Origin of the sequence: Polynucleobacter hallstattensis (genome assembly GCF_018881835.1) — a bacterium.
GTDB lineage: Bacteria > Pseudomonadota > Gammaproteobacteria > Burkholderiales > Burkholderiaceae > Polynucleobacter > Polynucleobacter hallstattensis.
Genome location: NZ_JACVPO010000002.1, coordinates 180062 through 197478 on the forward strand (window position 1 = coordinate 180062; position 17417 = coordinate 197478).

General features: G+C 45.0%; 20 protein-coding genes. 12 read left to right on the forward strand and 8 right to left on the reverse strand.

The window, feature by feature from the left end; genetic code table 11:
* Window positions 1–82: 82 nt before the first annotated feature.
* Window positions 83–988 carry a LysR family transcriptional regulator gene (locus ICN26_RS07340; protein ID WP_216267829.1) on the reverse strand — a complete coding sequence of 302 codons (906 nt, stop codon included), beginning with the start codon at window positions 986–988 and terminating at the stop codon, window positions 83–85.
* Window positions 989–1116: 128 nt separating this feature from the next.
* On the opposite strand from ICN26_RS07340, the gene gcl reads away from it, so the two are divergent.
* The 5 genes from gcl to ICN26_RS07365 all read left to right on the forward strand — a co-directional run bounded on the left by gcl (window position 1117) and on the right by ICN26_RS07365 (window position 6299).
* Window positions 1117–2907: a glyoxylate carboligase gene (gcl, locus tag ICN26_RS07345; protein ID WP_216267830.1), complete on the forward strand. Its 1791-nt coding sequence runs from the start codon at window positions 1117–1119 to the stop codon at window positions 2905–2907.
* 62 nt (window positions 2908–2969) lie between these two features.
* Window positions 2970–3749: a hydroxypyruvate isomerase gene (gene hyi, locus ICN26_RS07350; protein ID WP_216267831.1), complete on the forward strand. Its 780-nt coding sequence runs from the start codon at window positions 2970–2972 to the stop codon at window positions 3747–3749.
* Between the two features lie 46 nt (window positions 3750–3795).
* Window positions 3796–4692, forward strand: a complete 897-nt coding sequence (gene glxR, locus ICN26_RS07355) for a 2-hydroxy-3-oxopropionate reductase (protein ID WP_216267832.1) — start codon at window positions 3796–3798, stop codon at window positions 4690–4692.
* Between the two features lie 10 nt (window positions 4693–4702).
* On the forward strand, window positions 4703–5290 hold the full coding sequence (locus ICN26_RS07360; RefSeq protein WP_216267833.1) for a YqiA/YcfP family alpha/beta fold hydrolase: 588 nt from the start codon (window positions 4703–4705) through the stop codon (window positions 5288–5290).
* Window positions 5291–5297: 7 nt separating this feature from the next.
* Window positions 5298–6299, forward strand: coding sequence for a DUF3108 domain-containing protein (locus ICN26_RS07365; protein ID WP_216267834.1), 1002 nt, complete (start codon window positions 5298–5300; stop codon window positions 6297–6299).
* 29 nt (window positions 6300–6328) lie between these two features.
* On the opposite strand, the gene ICN26_RS07370 is transcribed toward ICN26_RS07365, so the two are convergent.
* The 6 genes from ICN26_RS07370 to mltG all read right to left on the reverse strand — a co-directional run bounded on the left by ICN26_RS07370 (window position 6329) and on the right by mltG (window position 11327).
* The gene (locus tag ICN26_RS07370; protein ID WP_216267835.1) at window positions 6329–6868 is read right to left on the reverse strand and encodes an ion channel; all 540 of its coding nucleotides are present in this window, start codon (window positions 6866–6868) and stop codon (window positions 6329–6331) included.
* Window positions 6869–6944: 76 nt separating this feature from the next.
* Window positions 6945–7646, reverse strand: a complete 702-nt coding sequence (locus ICN26_RS07375; RefSeq protein ID WP_216267836.1) for an ankyrin repeat domain-containing protein — start codon at window positions 7644–7646, stop codon at window positions 6945–6947.
* Entirely contained in the window at window positions 7643–8431 is a 789-nt protein-coding gene (locus ICN26_RS07380) for a TatD family hydrolase (RefSeq protein ID WP_216267837.1), read from the reverse strand. The genes ICN26_RS07375 and ICN26_RS07380 overlap by 4 nt, the downstream gene beginning before the upstream one ends.
* A gap of 11 nt (window positions 8432–8442) precedes the next feature.
* On the reverse strand, window positions 8443–9588 hold the full coding sequence (locus tag ICN26_RS07385; protein WP_255534433.1) for a DNA polymerase III delta subunit-related protein: 1146 nt from the start codon (window positions 9586–9588) through the stop codon (window positions 8443–8445).
* On the reverse strand, window positions 9589–10227 hold the full coding sequence (tmk, locus tag ICN26_RS07390; RefSeq protein ID WP_216267838.1) for a dTMP kinase: 639 nt from the start codon (window positions 10225–10227) through the stop codon (window positions 9589–9591). It lies immediately after the preceding gene.
* Between the two features lie 5 nt (window positions 10228–10232).
* The gene (mltG, locus tag ICN26_RS07395) at window positions 10233–11327 is read right to left on the reverse strand and encodes an endolytic transglycosylase MltG (protein ID WP_255534434.1); all 1095 of its coding nucleotides are present in this window, start codon (window positions 11325–11327) and stop codon (window positions 10233–10235) included.
* Between mltG and ygfZ the strand changes: the two genes are divergently transcribed.
* On the forward strand, window positions 11326–12333 hold the full coding sequence (gene ygfZ, locus ICN26_RS07400) for a CAF17-like 4Fe-4S cluster assembly/insertion protein YgfZ (protein ID WP_216267839.1): 1008 nt from the start codon (window positions 11326–11328) through the stop codon (window positions 12331–12333). The genes mltG and ygfZ overlap by 2 nt on opposite strands.
* A gap of 27 nt (window positions 12334–12360) precedes the next feature.
* Entirely contained in the window at window positions 12361–13218 is an 858-nt protein-coding gene (locus ICN26_RS07405; protein WP_216267840.1) for an NRDE family protein, read from the forward strand.
* 19 nt (window positions 13219–13237) lie between these two features.
* On the opposite strand, the gene ICN26_RS07410 is transcribed toward ICN26_RS07405, so the two are convergent.
* Complete coding sequence (locus tag ICN26_RS07410) at window positions 13238–13723, reverse strand: PaaI family thioesterase (RefSeq protein ID WP_215353659.1); 486 nt, start codon at window positions 13721–13723, stop codon at window positions 13238–13240.
* Between the two features lie 55 nt (window positions 13724–13778).
* Between ICN26_RS07410 and ICN26_RS07415 the strand changes: the two genes are divergently transcribed.
* From ICN26_RS07415 to ICN26_RS07435, 5 genes are read left to right on the forward strand one after another with little or no spacing between them, the layout of a single operon-like run.
* Window positions 13779–15245 carry a protein adenylyltransferase SelO gene (locus ICN26_RS07415; protein ID WP_216267841.1) on the forward strand — a complete coding sequence of 489 codons (1467 nt, stop codon included), beginning with the start codon at window positions 13779–13781 and terminating at the stop codon, window positions 15243–15245.
* 17 nt (window positions 15246–15262) lie between these two features.
* Window positions 15263–15676, forward strand: a complete 414-nt coding sequence (gene msrB, locus ICN26_RS07420; RefSeq protein ID WP_216267842.1) for a peptide-methionine (R)-S-oxide reductase MsrB — start codon at window positions 15263–15265, stop codon at window positions 15674–15676.
* 27 nt (window positions 15677–15703) lie between these two features.
* Window positions 15704–16252 (forward strand): septation protein A, encoded by a 549-nt coding sequence (locus tag ICN26_RS07425; RefSeq protein WP_216267843.1) that lies wholly within the window; start codon window positions 15704–15706, stop codon window positions 16250–16252.
* The gene (locus tag ICN26_RS07430) at window positions 16249–16533 is read left to right on the forward strand and encodes a BolA family protein (RefSeq protein ID WP_215353667.1); all 285 of its coding nucleotides are present in this window, start codon (window positions 16249–16251) and stop codon (window positions 16531–16533) included. The genes ICN26_RS07425 and ICN26_RS07430 overlap by 4 nt, the downstream gene beginning before the upstream one ends.
* Before the next feature lie 50 nt (window positions 16534–16583).
* Window positions 16584–17378, forward strand: a complete 795-nt coding sequence (locus tag ICN26_RS07435) for a peptidylprolyl isomerase (protein ID WP_216267844.1) — start codon at window positions 16584–16586, stop codon at window positions 17376–17378.
* Window positions 17379–17417 lie beyond the last annotated feature (39 nt).

The following is a 17417-nucleotide window of genomic DNA, read 5'->3' on the forward strand; positions in this document are numbered from 1 at the left end:
GTATCTATAACGATATTAGCGTATTTTCAATTGCCAAATTCTTTTGGCATGACCACAGATGAATTACCTGAGAGCGCTTAGCTTAAAGTCGCTCCCACCAGTTGCCAGAAAAGTGGCATTGCAACCAGTCGATGCACTGACTCACCTTACCTGGCACCAAACGGGGTGAAGAAAATACCGCGTGAATTTCTTGGGAGGGCAAGCTCCAATCAGTCAGTATGGGCTGTAAGGTGCCCTTATTGATAGAGTGATAAGCGACATACCAAGGGATGGTAGCTAAGCCCATGTTCCCGATGGTTGCAGCTAGCAAAGCAGATAGGTTATTGGAATACAGCGGGCCTTTAACGGGTATTGATATGGTTTCACCATCACCCCCACTAAAGTGCCAGCGGTGATTATCTTGAACTGAGCTATAGATTAAGGCCTGATGTGCCACCAAATCCTCTGGATGATTTGGAGTGCCGTGCTGCCTTAAGTACTCTGGGCTGGCTACCAAAACCCAAGGATTTAAACCTAAATAACGTGAGCCCAAAGACGAGTCTGCGAGGCGACCCATGCGGATTGCAAGATCAACGCCACTTTCAACCAGATTGACATATTGATCCTCAAGACTGAGATGTACCTCTAGTTTTGGGTTTTGATTCATAAATTGCAGCACTAGCGGAGTCAAGATACGTCGTCCGAAGGCAACTGAAGAGCTAATGATCAATTTACCCTGCGTCTCGCCTTGCAATAGTGCAGCTAGATTGTCTGCCTCCTCAAGCTCTCTTGAAATGATCTTGCATTTTTCATAGTAGATCTCCCCAATCTCCGTTGGGGTGACCCCTCTTGTGCTGCGATGCAATAAAAGGGAACCGAGACGTTTTTCTAAAAAAGCGATATGTTTGGTTGCAGTAGGCTGAGTAATGCCCAGACTGGCTGCAGCCTTGCTAAATGAGCCGGTTTCTACGACTCTAACAAAAAGGGCGATTCCCTGAATTCGATCCATTTATGAATTCTAACTGGATTTGGTTTGGGTATTCCATTTTGGAATAGCTCATATGATGGCAGATGGGATTCTCATTTAGCTCTGAAGTGGTGATGATGTAACCATTCTTAAACAGCGAGGTAAACATCATGGCCAAAATGAAAGCCGCAATGGCAGCAGTTCTTGTAATGGAAAAAGAGGGCATCACCACTGCATTTGGTGTTCCCGGAGCAGCTATTAATCCACTTTACGCCCAGTTGCGTGAGCGTCAGTCGATTACTCACATCCTAGCTCGACATGTTGAAGGCGCTTCGCACATGGCTGAAGGCTATACAAGAGCTAAGGCAGGCAATATTGGCGTTTGTATCGGAACTTCCGGACCAGCTGGTACGGACATGATTACTGGGCTGTATTCGGCAAGTGCTGACTCTATTCCCATTCTCTGCATTACTGGACAAGCTCCACGTGCCCGCCTTTATAAAGAAGACTTTCAGGCTGTTGATATCGAAACAATTTCCAAGCCGGTAACGAAGATGTCTGTAACAGTTCGAGAGCCTGGCTTAGTGCCGCGCGTCTTCCAGCAGGCATTTCATGTGATGCGTTCAGGCCGTCCCGGTCCTGTATTAATTGACTTGCCGATTGATGTTCAATTAGCTGAAATTGAATTTGATATCGATACCTATGAGCCATTGCCGGTATACAAACCAGCAGCTAGCCGCAAGCAGATTGAAAAAGCGCTGGAAATGTTGATGTCAGCCAAAAAGCCATTAATTGTTGCTGGCGGTGGAATTATTAATGCTGATGCAGATGCACTATTAGTAGAGTTTGCAGAATTGACTGGCATTCCCGTGATTCCAACCCTCATGGGCTGGGGCACTATTCCGGATGATCATCCACTGATGGCGGGCATGGTTGGTCTTCAAACCTCGCACCGTTATGGTAATGCCACCATGCTAGCTAGTGATCTTGTTTTAGGTATCGGCAACCGCTGGGCTAACCGTCATACAGGATCAATCGATGTGTATTGCAAAGATCGTCAGTTTATTCACGTTGATATTGAGCCAACGCAAATTGGTCGCGTATTTAATCCCGATTACGGAATCGTTTCGGACGCAAAAGCGGCGCTAGAGTTATTTGTAGAAGTTGCGAAAGAATGGAAAGCAAAAGGCAAGCTCTCTAACTACAGTGAGTGGGTTGAGCGCTGCCAGGAGCGTAAGAGCTTGATGCACCGTAAAACTAACTTTGATAATGTACCTATCAAGCCACAACGTGTCTATCAAGAGATGAATTCCGTATTTGGGCGTGATACCGTGTATGTATCGACTATTGGCCTATCGCAAATTGCGGGTGGACAATTCTTACATATCTATGGTGCTCGTCAATGGATCAACTGTGGTCAAGCTGGTCCCCTTGGCTGGACAATTCCAGCTGCATTAGGTGTATTGGCATCTGATACAACAAAGACTGTAGTTGGACTTGCTGGTGATTACGACTTCCAATTCTTAATTGAGGAATTAGCAGTTGGCGCACAATTTAACTTGCCGTTAGTCATGGTCTTAGTAAATAACAGTTATCTAGGATTAATCCGTCAAGCACAGCGTGGCTTTGAGATGGATTACTGCGTACAACTGGCCTTTGACAATATCAACGTGGACGATCAAAACCTGAAGGGCTATGGAGTTGATCACGTTCAAGTCGTTGAAGGGCTTGGTTGCAAAGCTATCCGAGTTTCAGATCCAAATAAAATCAGTGCTGCATTGATTGAGGCACAAAAGATGGCTAAGGAGCACCGTGTTCCCGTAGTAGTGGAGATCATTTTAGAAAAAATCACCAATATTGCGATGGGAACCGAGATTAACAATATCAATGAATTTGAAGATATTGATTGCCGTCATCCTGCTGGAACAGAGGGATTAGTGGCTGCCGGTCTTCTTGAGTAATCGATTCATTGCCCTGAATTTAGCCCTGTATCATCCAATTTGATTGTTATTAAGGAATAGGAATGCCCAAGTTTGCAGCCAACCTCACTATGTTGTTCAACGAAAAACCATTTTTGGAGCGTTTTGCGCTAGCCAAGATTGGTGGTTTCAAAGCCGTTGAATTTCTATTTCCTTATGCTTTTGAAGCTAGTGAAATCAAATCTGCTTTAGATAACAATGCCTTAAAGTTGGTATTACACAACTTGCCAGCTGGAGATTGGGACGCGGGGGAAAGAGGTATCGCATGTCACCCAGACCGTGTTGCTGAGTTTCGTTCCGGAGTTGCCAAGGCGATTGAGTACGCCAGTATTTTGGGCGTACCTCAACTCAACTGCTTAGCAGGAAAGACTCCTGAGGGTGTAGATCCAGCTTTGGTTCATGACACCTTTGTCAGCAATCTACAGTTTGCCGCTGCTGAGCTGAAGAAGTCTGGATTAAAACTGTTGATTGAGCCAATCAATACCTTTGATATTCCCGGCTTCTATCTTTCTAAAACTGCCCAAGGCATTGCGATACTGGATGCAGTTGCTGCTGATAATGCATTTTTGCAATACGACATCTACCATGCCCAGCGCATGGAAGGTGAGTTAGCTAATACGATTCAAAAATACTTTGCTCGAATAGCGCATATTCAGTTAGCGGATAATCCAGGTCGTAATGAGCCTGGTACCGGGGAAATTAACTACGGCTACTTATTTGATTTATTAACTCGCCTTCGATATACAGGTTACATCGGTTGTGAATATAAACCTTTGAAAACTACTGAGGCTGGCCTACATTGGATGGGTCAATACGAGCAGTAATATCAGTTGAGCTACATATCAATAAATAATAATTTAGGAATGAATCATGAGTAAATTAAAAATAGGCTTTGTGGGTTTGGGCATTATGGGTACGCCAATGGTAGGGCATTTGATCGCAGCAGGTCATGAGCTGTTTATCAATACCCGCAGCAAAGTTCCAGATGAGTTAGCTAAAACTGCAGCCGTTCTCTGTGCTTCCCCAGCGGAAGTTGCGACTAAGGCAGAGATCATTATTACGATGGTTCCAGATACTCCTGATGTAGAGAAAGTTCTTTTTGGAGATAAGGGTATTGCTTCAGGTCTTAACAAAGGCAAGATCGTAGTTGATATGAGCTCAATCTCTCCCATTTCCACAAAAGATTTTGCAAAGCGCATTAATGATCTGGGTTGCGAATATCTAGATGCCCCTGTATCTGGTGGCCAATTAGGCGCAAAGGGTGCAAGCCTCACCATCATGGTTGGTGGCAAGCAAGCTATCTTTGACAAAGTCAAACCTGTATTTGATTTGATGGGAAAAAATATCACCTTAGTTGGTGATAATGGTGCCGGCCAAGTTACTAAAGTAGCCAATCAAATTATTGTTGCCCTCAATATCGAAGCCGTTGCAGAGGCCTTGGTGTTTGCCTCTAAGGCAGGCGCCGATCCGGCAAAAGTTAGACAAGCCTTAATGGGCGGCTTTGCCAGCTCAAAAATACTTGAAGTTCATGGTGAGCGCATGATTAATCGTACCTTTGATCCTGGCTTTAGGATTGAACTTCACCAAAAAGATTTAAGTTTGGCCCTCAGCAGTGCTAAGGCTCTGGGCGTTAGTTTGCCTAATACCGCTAGTGCACAAGAATTATTTAATTCCTGTGCAGCGCATGGTGGAAAATCATGGGATCATTCTGCTATGGTCAAAGCATTAGAAAAAATGGCTAATTTTGAAATAGGTCAAAAAAGCTAGAGGAAGAAGTATGGCAGTAACCTTGGTTGTTTATTTGCATGGCTTTCGGTCTTCACCAAACTCAACCAAGGCAGTAATGACTGGGGAAGCGGTGAGGGCTCTTTCTTCGCAAGACCATTCTTATGAGTGGTATTGCCCTCAATTGCTTGCATCTCCAAAAGAAAGCTTGGAGATGGTGGTCAAGCATATTGATCTAGCCAAAGTTGAACACATGGTGATCGTCGGATCCTCCTTAGGCGGTTTCTATGCAAACTATCTTGCCGAAAAATATCATTGCAAAGGGATTGCCCTTAATCCTGCCGTATTCGCCGCTAGAGAATTAGAGCCTCATGTTGGCATGATGACTACCTATGACAGCGAAGAGCCCTTTGATTTTAAGGCTGAATACATCGATGAATTACGTGCCTTACAGGTAGATTCAATTACTGATCCCAAGCGCTATTTTTTAATTGCCGCAAAAGGTGACGAGCTTTTGGATTGGAAGGAAATGGTAGCTTTTTACCCTGGCGCCAAACAACTTATTCTCGACGGTGGCGATCACGGAATTTCTGACTATGCCAACCATCTTTCTGCAGTAATCGACTTTATCGAGCATTAATTTCTTGATGGATGTAATCGGCAATCGGTTTCAATTTGTACCCAGAAAATCTCTGTGGATTCTGATTGCTGCAATTTTTCTATCACTTTTTGGACATCTGATTTTATTCTTTGGGTTTCCATTCCTCTCTTTTGGTAGTGCGCCCCCCATTGCCGAAGATCTCATCATCAAAACAGAGCTACGCGTTGAGCCACCTAAGAAAATACAACTAACTACGGCACCAAAGAAAAATGCGTCGCCCAAGCAAACTAACGCCGTATCAGCCGACCCTTTGGCAGATCAGGGGAAAGGAGAGCAGGGCGCATTAGGCAATCAGTCTGGGCAAGCATTTCGCCTTCCTGAGTCCGGTACGTATTATTTTGATGCTTATGTCGATGGGCAACTCATTCAAGCTGCTCAACTGGATTGGATTACGGAGGGCAATAATTACCGTTTGTATATCAACATACCTTACGCCATCGTCGGCCCGTTTGTTTTTGAATCTAGAGGCACTGTCGATGCCTATGGCATAGCGCCATCCATTTACTGGACACAGCGGGGTACAAAACCACCGCGCTATTCTCGCTTTGATCGTGACCAGAGTGGAGCAGGGAAGATGTACTTCTCGGAAAAGCCTGAGTTCACGCCGGATCTACTTCCAGGCACCCAAGATCGATTTAGCTTACTTTTTCAACTAGCCTCCTTACTCAATGGCAGCGACAAGATTGATGAGGCTGGCAGTATTCGAAGCATTCCTGTAGTTGACTATGACACTCTCGAGATGTGGCAATTTAAAAGTTACGGCGAGAAAGAATCAGAAGATATTCCAAGCCTAGGTAAAGGGATTAATCGCCATTACGCTTTGATGCAACGCGAAAGCAGTCCTTATAAGCGTCAGGTCGATATATGGCTAGCGAGAGACTTGGATTGGCTCCCCGGCAGAATGCGCTCACTAGAATCCAATGGACGCATCTTAGAACTCGTATTCAAGCAAAGGGCACCCATTGATAAATCTAGGCTAGTTAACTAAGGCTAGGGCTACAGCTACAGCAATCCAATTTAGAACCCAGAGCCTGATCTAGGATTTTGGTTTGATCTACCCAATAAAGCGCCCATCATGGTGTATAGCGCAGCCCCAGACATCGATACGGCAAAGATTCCGGAGAAAGAAATAATAATGGGGAGAATTCTCCAGCGTTCAGTAAGAACATATTCACCATAGCCAACGGTTGTGTACATCTCGCCGGCAAAATACAAGGTTTGGAGGTTGGTCGGGAATACTTGCAATCCTAAACAAATATAGGCCCAGGCAATAATTTCAAGCAAGTGAATAACAATAATCAATAAAATGGCAACGAAATACGATACAAAGTTAGCTCCATAGACACGTTTATTTTCAAGTTTTTGGTCAATCCAATGAAAGATACCGGCGATTGATAAAACGCTTAAACCATGGAATGTCAGCATTAAACACGTTAGAAATAATAAAAACCATATATCGCTATCGCCCATATCCGCATTAATTTCAGCAAAGAGTGTGCTGAAGCTGGGTAGGGAGTTTAGGCCAGGAAGCTTGTCCAATAAGCTACTAAAAGTCATCGATGTTATCCGTTAAATCTAGGGACATTTCTTATTTGACATAATAATGATTATACGCAGTATGTAGATAAGTTAATTATGAAGGAGACTTCTTGGGGCCGCCCGGATAAGGCTGCTTATAGAGCTTTAACCAACGTGACATTAAGCCATCACGAATATCATCCTTGCCAAATAATTGAGCAACGTCGATAGCCGTATATCCCTCATGATTTCTCATGCGTAAGTCTGCGCCATTATCAAGCAGGTATTTGATTAGTTGGTCGTTACCGGAACCGATTGACATCATTAATGGCGTTGTCTCACTTGGGCTTAATGCATTCACCTGAGCGCCATTAGTCATTAAAAACTGGGCTATCTCTAAATGACCATTGGTGGCTGCGTAGTGAATTGGTGACCAGCCAAGCTTATTTACAGCAGCTTTCTTTTGAAGAACCAGACTCTTAACTAAAGCAAGCTCGCCATCAAATGAAGCTAGCATAAGCGCATTTTCACCGCTTTTATTAGTCAAATTCACGTCTGTAGCAGGGTTGGAGAGCAATAAATCCGTAACCTTAAAGGATTTATCCCGGATCGCAAGGATCAACATGGGGGTGCCTTTAGGATCTAGCGTATTTGGGGTAACGCCCGCTTTTATTAAAGATCGTACCTCTGAGACGTCATCAAACTTTGCTGCTTTAGTGAAATCTGTAATCTGATCGGCAGTCTGAGCAATTGCCAGGCTAGAAAAGCATAATAAGTAGACATGAAAAAGATGGTTAAATTTAAATGAACTTCTCATGATATTGCTCTATTAATTTGAAAACATTGAAAAAAATTACTTGATGTCTGCTCAGCCAACAATTCAACTGAAACGCCCTTGAGATTAGCAACGAATTCACCAACCTTAGAAACCCAGGCTGGCTCATTCGTCTTGCCGCGAAACGGAATTGGGGCTAAATAAGGCGAATCCGTTTCAATCAGCATGCGTTCTAAGGGAACTTCCCTACAGGTTTCCTGTAGGTCCTTAGCGCTCTTAAAAGTCACAATGCCAGAAAACGAGATGTAAAAACCCATGTCAATAGCAGCCTTGGCAACTTCAGTTGTTTCTGTAAAGCAATGCATGACACCGCCAATCCGATCAGCGCCCTCTTCTTTCAGGATTCTGAGGGTGTCAGCTGAAGAGGCACGCGTATGGATGATGAGGGGCTTCTTAGCTGCAATAGCGGCGCGTATATGCGTTCTGAAGCGTTCCCTCTGCCATTCCATGGATTCATAGCTGCGATCGCCCATACGAAAGTAATCAAGCCCTGTTTCGCCAATCGCAATGATTTTGGGGTGCTTGGCTTCTTCGACTAAGAATTCAAAGCTGGGTTCTGGCGTATCTTCATAGTCTGGATGCACTCCAACCGAGGCATACAAATGAGGATAGTCCTCAGCTAGCTTTCGCACCTTGGGAAAGTCTGGAATATCTACAGACACGCATAGGGCATGACTCACCTTGCAGGCGGCCATATTAGACAAAACCTCAGGTAAACGGCTTTGAAATTCGGGGAAATCGAGGTGGCAATGTGAGTCTATAAACATGACTCGCTATTTTAGTCTTCAAATACCTGCTGGTATTGAGAAAGCAATGCTTCCAGTTGAATACGTGTGGCCAGCGGGTGATTTTCGTGACGCCGCGCCTGTATCAGAGACTTCCAGAAGCGCAGCAGCTTTGGAAGACGCGCTTTTTGCGCAAGCGTCTTGATAGCAGCCTCATGCTTGGGGTAATAGCGCGGCGAACCCATTTGGGCGCAACTTTGCACATCAGAGACCCATCGCTGCATAGTAGTCAACAAAACTGAATACCGAGCTTTTTGCGTTTTATCAGCAGCATCTAGCCAATTGATTCGACCGCCCTGCGACATCGCTTGCAATAAATAATTTGATGCCTGAATGGCAATCGCAAGCTCATCCTTCTCATCTTTATTGTGACGCGCAATTAAGGAGTCTAAAACTGCATAAGGTGCCCCACCCTGCTCGTCATAGATCGACTCGACATCGGCATCACTCATTTTTAAACCAAGAATCGTGCTCAGCTGGGTACGCAACCAACTGAGTCCGCTCAATCGATCTGGTCGGGGTGCGGACAGTAAGCGACAGCGAGAACGAATAGTTGGTAGCACGCGATCAAGGCGATCTGCTAGCAAAATAAAGATCGTATTTTTAGGAGGCTCTTCAAGAGACTTTAGTAATGTATTTGCGGAGTCAGGTCTGAGCATTTCTAAGGGATAAACCAGAATGACTCGGTTTCCGCCACGGTGAGTCCCAATAGACAACCCTTCAATTGCACTGCGGGCATCTTCAATAGAAATGCTCTTTTTTTCTTTTTTCTCGGGCGCATCCCCATCACCATCGGCTTGACTAGCCTTGGATTTTTTCGGAGACTCAGCATCAGAATCAAAATCACCCTGCGGCAAAAGCTTGCGATGCGTTTCTGGAACTAGTGCAATAAAGTCAGGGTGGTTGCCGGAATCAAACCATCGACAGGCTTCACATTGATTGCAAGGCTTTATGGCAGCAGATGTCTCACATAAAAGCGCTTTAGCCAACTCAATAGAAAACTCAAACTTACCGATACCGGATTGACCATGAATCAGAACTGCATTAGGCAATACAGCCAAGTTCATGCTATCCCAGACAGGCTCAAGCCATGGGGCTATTTTCTTAACTGATTCATTTGGAAGCATCACATCACTCATTTAGAGCTTCATCTTCAATGACTCGAGCTCAAGCCAAATAGCTTCTGGTGTTTGGGTGGCATCGACTAGATAAAAGCGATTTGGATCTGCCTTGGCTCTACGTAAATACTCTTGACGAACTTTTTCAAAAAAATCCAAATCCATTTTTTCAAATTTATCGGGCGCCCTTACCTTTGACCTTCTAGCTTCTGCAATCGAGCCAGGTAAATCAAAAAGGAAGGTTAAATCCGGTTGAAGCAATGAACCATCGGGGCGACCCTGAACCCATTTCTCCAAGTCATTTAACTTTGCTAGGCTTAAGCCGCGACCACCACCTTGATAAGCAAAGCTCGCATCCGTAAAGCGATCAGAAATCACAATCTTTCCTGCTTTCAATGCTGGCTCTATTACTTGTGCAATATGTTCCCGACGAGCAGCAAACATCAGCAGCGCCTCAGTTTCCAAATTCATTGACGTCTCAAGTAATAAGGCGCGAAGTTGTTCGCCTAATTGGGTACCGCCAGGCTCTCTGGTCATCACAACATCGCGATCAGGATGCCGCTGTTTAATCAAGTTGCTAAAAGATTCAATATGCGTGCTTTTACCCGCGCCATCGATACCTTCGAAGCTAATGAAATAACCTGGAGATTGATCTGTCATAACGATTACTGTGGCTTTGCTTGAGTGGAAGAATTGCGTTTACGTTGAAACTGATCAACTGCGCTTTCATGCTCTTTATAAGTTTTGGAGAAATGGCTAGTGCCATCGCCACGCGCCACAAAATACACCGCGTCACTTTTTGCCGGATGAATCACAGCAAGGAGGGACTCCTTGCTCGGCATGGCTATTGGCGTTGGTGGCAAACCCTTGTGCATGTAAGTATTGTAGGGACTGTCTCTGCGCAAATCCGTTTTTCGAAGATTGCCATCAAATTTGGGGCCAATTCCATAAATCACGGTTGGATCGGTCTGTAAGGGCATATTCAAATTGAGGCGATTCACGAAAACTGCGGAAACTAGCGACCTATCACTTGAGCGCCCCGTCTCCTTCTCCACAATCGAGGCCAAAATGAGCAGGTCATAAGAAGTTTTTAAGGGTGTGGCTGAGTCCCTTTGCTCCCAAGCAGCTGTTAGCTGCTTTTGCATGGCCTGCGAAGCCCTTCGATAAATTGAAGTATCTGAATCATCTGGATCAAAAAGATAGGTATCTGGGTAAAAGAGCCCCTCATCGCCTGGATAAGTCAGTCCGATAGTCTGTAGTAAGTCCTTGGAGCTCATCCCTCTAGTTTGATGAATGAGCGCTGGATGTTTATCAATCAGGCTTCTCAGTTGCCATATGGTCATGCCGGGAATGATGGCTACACTTTCTCGTACCCGATCACCACGGGCTATTTGTAACAAGATATTTCCCAAGCTAGCGCGGGGAGTCAACAGATAGGTTCCCGGCTTTAACTTAGAGCCAACTAAAAGTGCTCTTGCTGCCACTTGTAAAGTAACTACATTTGTAGATACTCCCTGCTCTGATAACTGACTTGCAATTGCAGATAGGCTAGATTGGGGAGTGATCTTGACTTTGTAGGCAGCTCCCTTATCAACATTTGATGTGGCTGGCACAACCGGCCATAAAAAGATGGCTCCGTACAAGATCAGCAGTAAGGAAAAGAAAATGAGGGCAAAGGATTTCCATAACCCACCTTTTGAGGGATTGATAAAAAGACTTCTCTGAAATTTTCTGCTCATCGAGATATGATAAAAGCTCATGACCCCAATCCCAAAAAACATCGCCATGCCCGCCTCCAGCCTGAACCCTGGTTTTACCCCCCTAAGCCATTGGGGCCTGATCTTGGTCCAGGGACCTGATGCCGCAGCCTTGCTACAAAGTCAATTAAGTAACTCCGTACTCAGCCTCAAGCGCACCATGTTGGGTGATATTGCACAAGGCCACGATTCTGTTCGACTAGTTGGCTACTGCAGCCCCAAAGGGCGTCTACTAGCTAGTGCTTGGCTTGGCTTATTTCCTGAATCGGTTAATTCGGACGACCGTTTTGCCCTTTTTGTTTCCAAAGATATTGCAGCGAGCACTGCAAAACGATTATCAATGTACGTACTGCGCTCAAAAGTAAAAGTGGTAGATGCCTCAGATGACTGGGAAGTCTTTGGTGCTTATCAAAACGAGAATGCTAGTCAATCAACCAATCCACTCAAAGACTCTCTTGCCTTGCGAATGCCTGATGTTCTGGCTCAAGGTCAATCTTTTCAGCGTACTCTGATTGCTCAGAAAAAGGTGGGTCCAACACCGTCATCAATAGATCAGACCTCACTAGATCAGTGGAATTCTTTAGAGGTATTGAGCGCCATCCCCAGAATTGTCTTGGCAACTCAGGAGCAATTTGTTCCGCAGATGATTAACTTTGAATCCGTTGCTGGCGTGGATTTCAAAAAAGGCTGCTATCCGGGTCAAGAAATTGTTGCTCGAAGCCAATACCGTGGCGCAGTAAAACGTAGACTTCAGCTTGTCCATATCGATACCAGCGTAACTGCCTTAGAGCTTTCAAAACCAGGCGTAGAATTATTTCTAGAAGGTGATGCTAGCCAGCCATGTGGCATGGTGGTGCTGGCTGCTGCCAATGCAACAAATTCAGCACGCATTGATCTTCAGATTGAATGTAAGCTCGATGCCCTTGAGATTGGAGCAATATGTCTTGGTGCAAACGATGGGCCGGTCTTAATACCGGATTCTCTCCCCTATCCCTTATTAGAAATTTAATCTCATTCCAACTCCACTTATATTGCTATGTGCTTAATTCTCTTTGCCTGGAAATCGCATCCAGACTACCCTTTGGTAGTTGCGGCAAACCGGGATGAATTTTATGAGCGCGATACTGATCCCATGGGATGGTGGTCTGAGCACCCTCATGTGTTGGCTGGTAAAGACCGAGCGGATGTATTAGGCAGCCCGGGAACTTGGCTGGGTTTCACAAAGTCAGGGCGTTTTGCTGCGTTGACCAATGTCAGGGCGCCCAGTGAAAAAAATCCTGATGCGAGAACTCGTGGTGAACTCAGCCTGCATTATCTTACGGGTCAGCACAAGCCGCAGGCTTATATTCAAGAGAATGCAAAACGGTTTGAGCTGTACAACGGATTTAATCTACTGATGGCTGATCTGAGCGATCCAGAGAATGCGGAAATGCATTGGGTAAGTAATCGCCTCATGATGGGTCAAAGTATCCGCCCCAGAAAAGTTTTTCCCGAGCAAGCTCTAAACCCTGGAGTCTATGGTCTATCAAATGCAATGCTCGATACACCGTGGCCTAAAGTAAATCACCGGGTAGCGGCGTTCGCTCAAACCTTGGCAATGGACAGTGGGCAACTCAAAAATGCAGATCACTATCTGCGCTTATTGGCAGATACTCATGAAGCAAGCCCACAAGAGCTTCCGAATACCGGCGTTAGTCCAGATTGGGAAAAAGCTTTATCTGCTGCGTTTATTAAGACTCCAAGCTATGGTACGCGTTCGAGCACCATTTTGCGTGTTCGCAAAGATGGTCAGTTTGAGATGGTGGAAAGACGATTTGATGCCAATGGCACTGTAGGTCACGATGTTGTTACCGGCGAGCTTACTGCTGCACCGGGATCCAACCTTTCGGTATAGGCAACTGAACAGCGCTAAATTATTTTTGCTGACGGGAGTCCTCATTGATGACTCGCTCGCCATTCGCATTTTTACTTGCCAGTCGCTTGATAAACTGAAATGTCCCGGTTGACATGCAGCAGATCTCGCCCTGATCGTTATAGAGTTTGGCCTCGCAAAAAGCCATCGTAGCAGTGCGACGTACGGTATCCGCTTTTACACGCAAGATGCCATTAGCAGCCTGCATGAAGTTATTTTTCATCTCCACAGTCACAACACTTCGATCACCAGGATCACTTGAGCGTGCAGCAACAGCCATGGCAACATCCATCAGTGTAAGTAAAACGCCACCATGAGCCACATCCCAAGTATTGGTATGCTCTGGCTTGAGGGCCAGGAGTATTTCGCCTTTACCCATTTCAGCAGTGATTAGCCGGACCCCTAGAAGCTTTAAAAAAGGAACGTTAAGCTCTTCGCCTAGGTTGGCAAGTTGAGTTTCTACATTGAGTTGTACTTTATTTGTCATAGGGTCATTTTAGAGGCTTCTGCGACGCTTGTGAATTACCCATAGAATACAGAATATGCCTTTTACGCTCCGTGGCGACGATGTATGCCAGTTAACCCCACCTACCCCTATATCTGATCCCTACTGGGTTGCGTTTTCAGCATCCGCCGCCGAACTAATACACCTTGAACTCGGAGCCACTGGCTTACCCAAGGATCCTGATTGGCTTGAACTTTTAGCTGGAAATCAACTCAATGTCGGTGAGCTCACTTTTTCCAATCCAATTGCAACTGCCTATAGCGGCCATCAATTTGGGTCATGGGCAGGTCAATTAGGCGATGGTCGTGCCATCCTGCTAGGCGATATAAATCAGCTTGAGGTCCAATTGAAAGGGGCTGGTAAGACGCACTACTCCAGAATGGGTGATGGCAGAGCTGTCTTAAGATCTTCTATCCGTGAGTTCCTCTGTAGCGAAGCAATGCATGCCTTAGGCATACCCACCAGCAGAGCCCTTTCGGTAGTCGGATCAAAGCAGCGCGTTATTAGAGAAAAGGTGGAGACCGTAGCAGTGTGTTCACGCATTGCCCCAAGTTTTATTCGGGTCGGACACTTTGAACACTTTGCCTCACTTCAAAATACTGTCCGCCTTAAAGAGCTAGCGGATCTTCTGATGAGCGAATTCTATCCAGAGTGCCTTACTAAAAAAGATCCCTATTTAAATCTATTTAAAGAAATCAGCGCTCGCAATGCCAAATTGGTTGCTCAATGGCAATCAGTAGGATTTTGTCATGGCGTCTTAAATAGCGACAACATCAGCATCCTCGGTCTCACCATTGACTATGGGCCATTTGGATTTTTAGATCAGTTTGAAATAGACCACATATGCAACCACAGTGATCATGGCGGCCGATATGCCTATCATCGTCAGCCACAAATCATGCATTGGAATATGGCCTGCCTTGCTAGCGCTATGCTTCCCCTGCTAGAACTAGAGCATTCAACGGAAGAATCCCAAGCTCTTTTACGTATAGCGCTTGAAGAGTTCCCAGTGGTTTATGCAAAGGAATGGCAACAAATATTCCGCTCTAAATTGGGCCTGCAGTTAGAACAAGATGGTGATATTGAGCTCATTGAGCGCCTCTTACAAGCGATGCATGATTCAAAGGTAGACTTCACCACATTTTTCCGTCAGCTTAGTAATATCCAAAAAGATTCCAGACCATCGGATATTGCTCAAAGAGATGAATTTCTTAATCGTGAAAGCATTGATCAATGGTTTGCCGATTACCTCCATAGACTTCAAACAGAAGTCTTGAGTGACGGAGCCAGAAAAGGAATGATGGATCAGATCAACCCTAAATATATTCTCAGAAATCACCTTGCTCAAGTTGCAATTGAAAAGGCACAACAAGATGATTTTTCTGAGATCGAACAATTGCAGCTCATACTCAGCAAACCCTTTGATGAACAAGAGGCTTTTGAAGATTATGCGAAACCGCCACCCGTCGACATGCAGCGTATAGAAGTCAGCTGCTCCTCATAAATTACTACCTTTGAGCTATGAACAAGAAAACAGATCAAGAATATAAAAAATCACTGAGCGATATTCAATATCGAGTAACTCGAGAGGCTGCAACAGAAAGGCCGTTTTCTGGTGAATTCTGGGATCACTGGACTGCCGGTCAATATCGCTGCATTTGCTGTGATACCCCTCTATTTCAATCTTCAACTAAGTTTGATGCTGGGTGTGGCTGGCCTAGCTACAACGCACCAGAAAATAATGAGGTCATTACAGAAATTCGGGATGTAAGCCATGGAATGATTCGCACTGAGGTGCGCTGCACTGCATGCGATGCCCATTTAGGTCACGTATTTGAAGATGGCCCGCAGCCTACTGGGCTGCGCTATTGCATCAATTCAGCATCCTTAGCATTTGAACCTTCTAAGAATGCCGCCCCAATTAAAGCGGAATAGCTTATAAATAGCTGGATAATCAAGCCCATGAAATTTCTATTTGACCTATTCCCGATCATCCTCTTTTTTATCGCCTTTAAATTTGGTGATATCTACACTGCAACTATCGTAGCGATGGTTGCCACTATTGGCCAGATACTCTGGGTGTATTACCGACATCGTAAGATTGATGCCATGCAGTGGGTAAGTCTTGTCATGATTCTGGTATTTGGAAGCCTCACCATTTTCTTGCACGATAAGACTTTTATTCAACTGAAACCCACTGCACTTTACTGGCTCTTCGCAGCCGCTCTATTTATTAGCGCTCAGTTTTTTCAAAAAAACTGGATTCAAGTGTTGATGAGTAAACAAATTACTCTGAAAGAACCCAGCTCAAAATCAGTTTGGCATCAGGTGAATATGGCCTGGGCAACCTTTTTCTTTTTTATGGGCGCTCTCAATCTCTATATTGCTTTTGAGTACTCAGAAGAAACGTGGGTCAACTTTAAGCTCTTTGGCAGCACTGGATTGCTAGTTGTATTTGTGATTCTTCAAGGGGTTTGGCTCACTCGTCACATGGAGCACCCTACAGAATGAATATCAACCAAGCACGCATTGCCCTATTTGAATCTGATCTCAGGTCAGCATTTCAGGTGGGCCATTTACAAATTGAAGATGAAAGCCATCTTCATGCAGGTCATGCGGGCGCCGCTTCTGGCGGAGGTCACTTTAAACTGACCATCGTAGCTCCAGAATTCGAGGGAATGACTAAGGTAGCCCGTCATAGAGCTATCTACGCTGCTTTAAATAGCCACTTTCCTGATGCAATTCATGCTTTGACCATTCTGGCATATACCCCTAGTGAAAGTACCCACTAAAAGCAGATTGCTTTAAGATTCTTATTTACCAATATTTAACTCCCTTACCTATGTTTAACACACGCCAAATTTTGACCATCAGCGCTTTCAGCGCTGCACTTTTATCAACAGCCGTTTATGCCCAAAACGCAGCCATTGTGAATGGCAAGCCAATTCCGAAGGCGCAGCTAGATAGATTAATTCAAAAATCGAATCAACCGGATAATCCCCAAGTGCGAGATCAGGGTAGAGAAATGCTAGTGACTCGTGAGCTCATTTTGCAAGAAGCCAATAACCGTGGCATCACACAAAAGGAATCCGTTCGAGACCAATTGGAGCAGTCCAAAATGGGCGTGCTCATTGCAGCTGTGTTTGAGGACTTCGTTGAAAGAGAAGGTGTAACTGAAGCCGAGTTAAAGGCTGCTTACGAACAAGTTAAAGGGCAATACACTGGTAAGGAATATCACGTAGAACATATTCTGGTAGAAAAAGAAGCAGATGCAAAAGCGCTTACCGCCCAAATTAAAGTTGGGGGCAATTTTGCCCAAATTGCTAAAGAAAAATCAAAAGATCCTGGCTCAGCACCGAACGGTGGAGATCTGGGCTGGGTAAGCGATAAAGCGCTTGTCCCAGAATTTTCTAAAGCGATGGTACAGCTCAAAAAAGGTCAAATTACAGACAAACCAGTTAAGACCCAGTACGGCTGGCACATCATCAAGATGGATGATATTCGCGATGTTAAAGCCCCAAGCATGGAAGAAATCAAAGACCAGCTCAAGCAGATGATCACAGCAGATCAAAATTGGCAAAAAGCAAAGTTCTCAGAGTTGATGCAAAAGCTTCGTGCAAAAGCCAAGATCCAATAAGTAAATTGATTTTCTAACTTACTAACTTACGAACCCAGG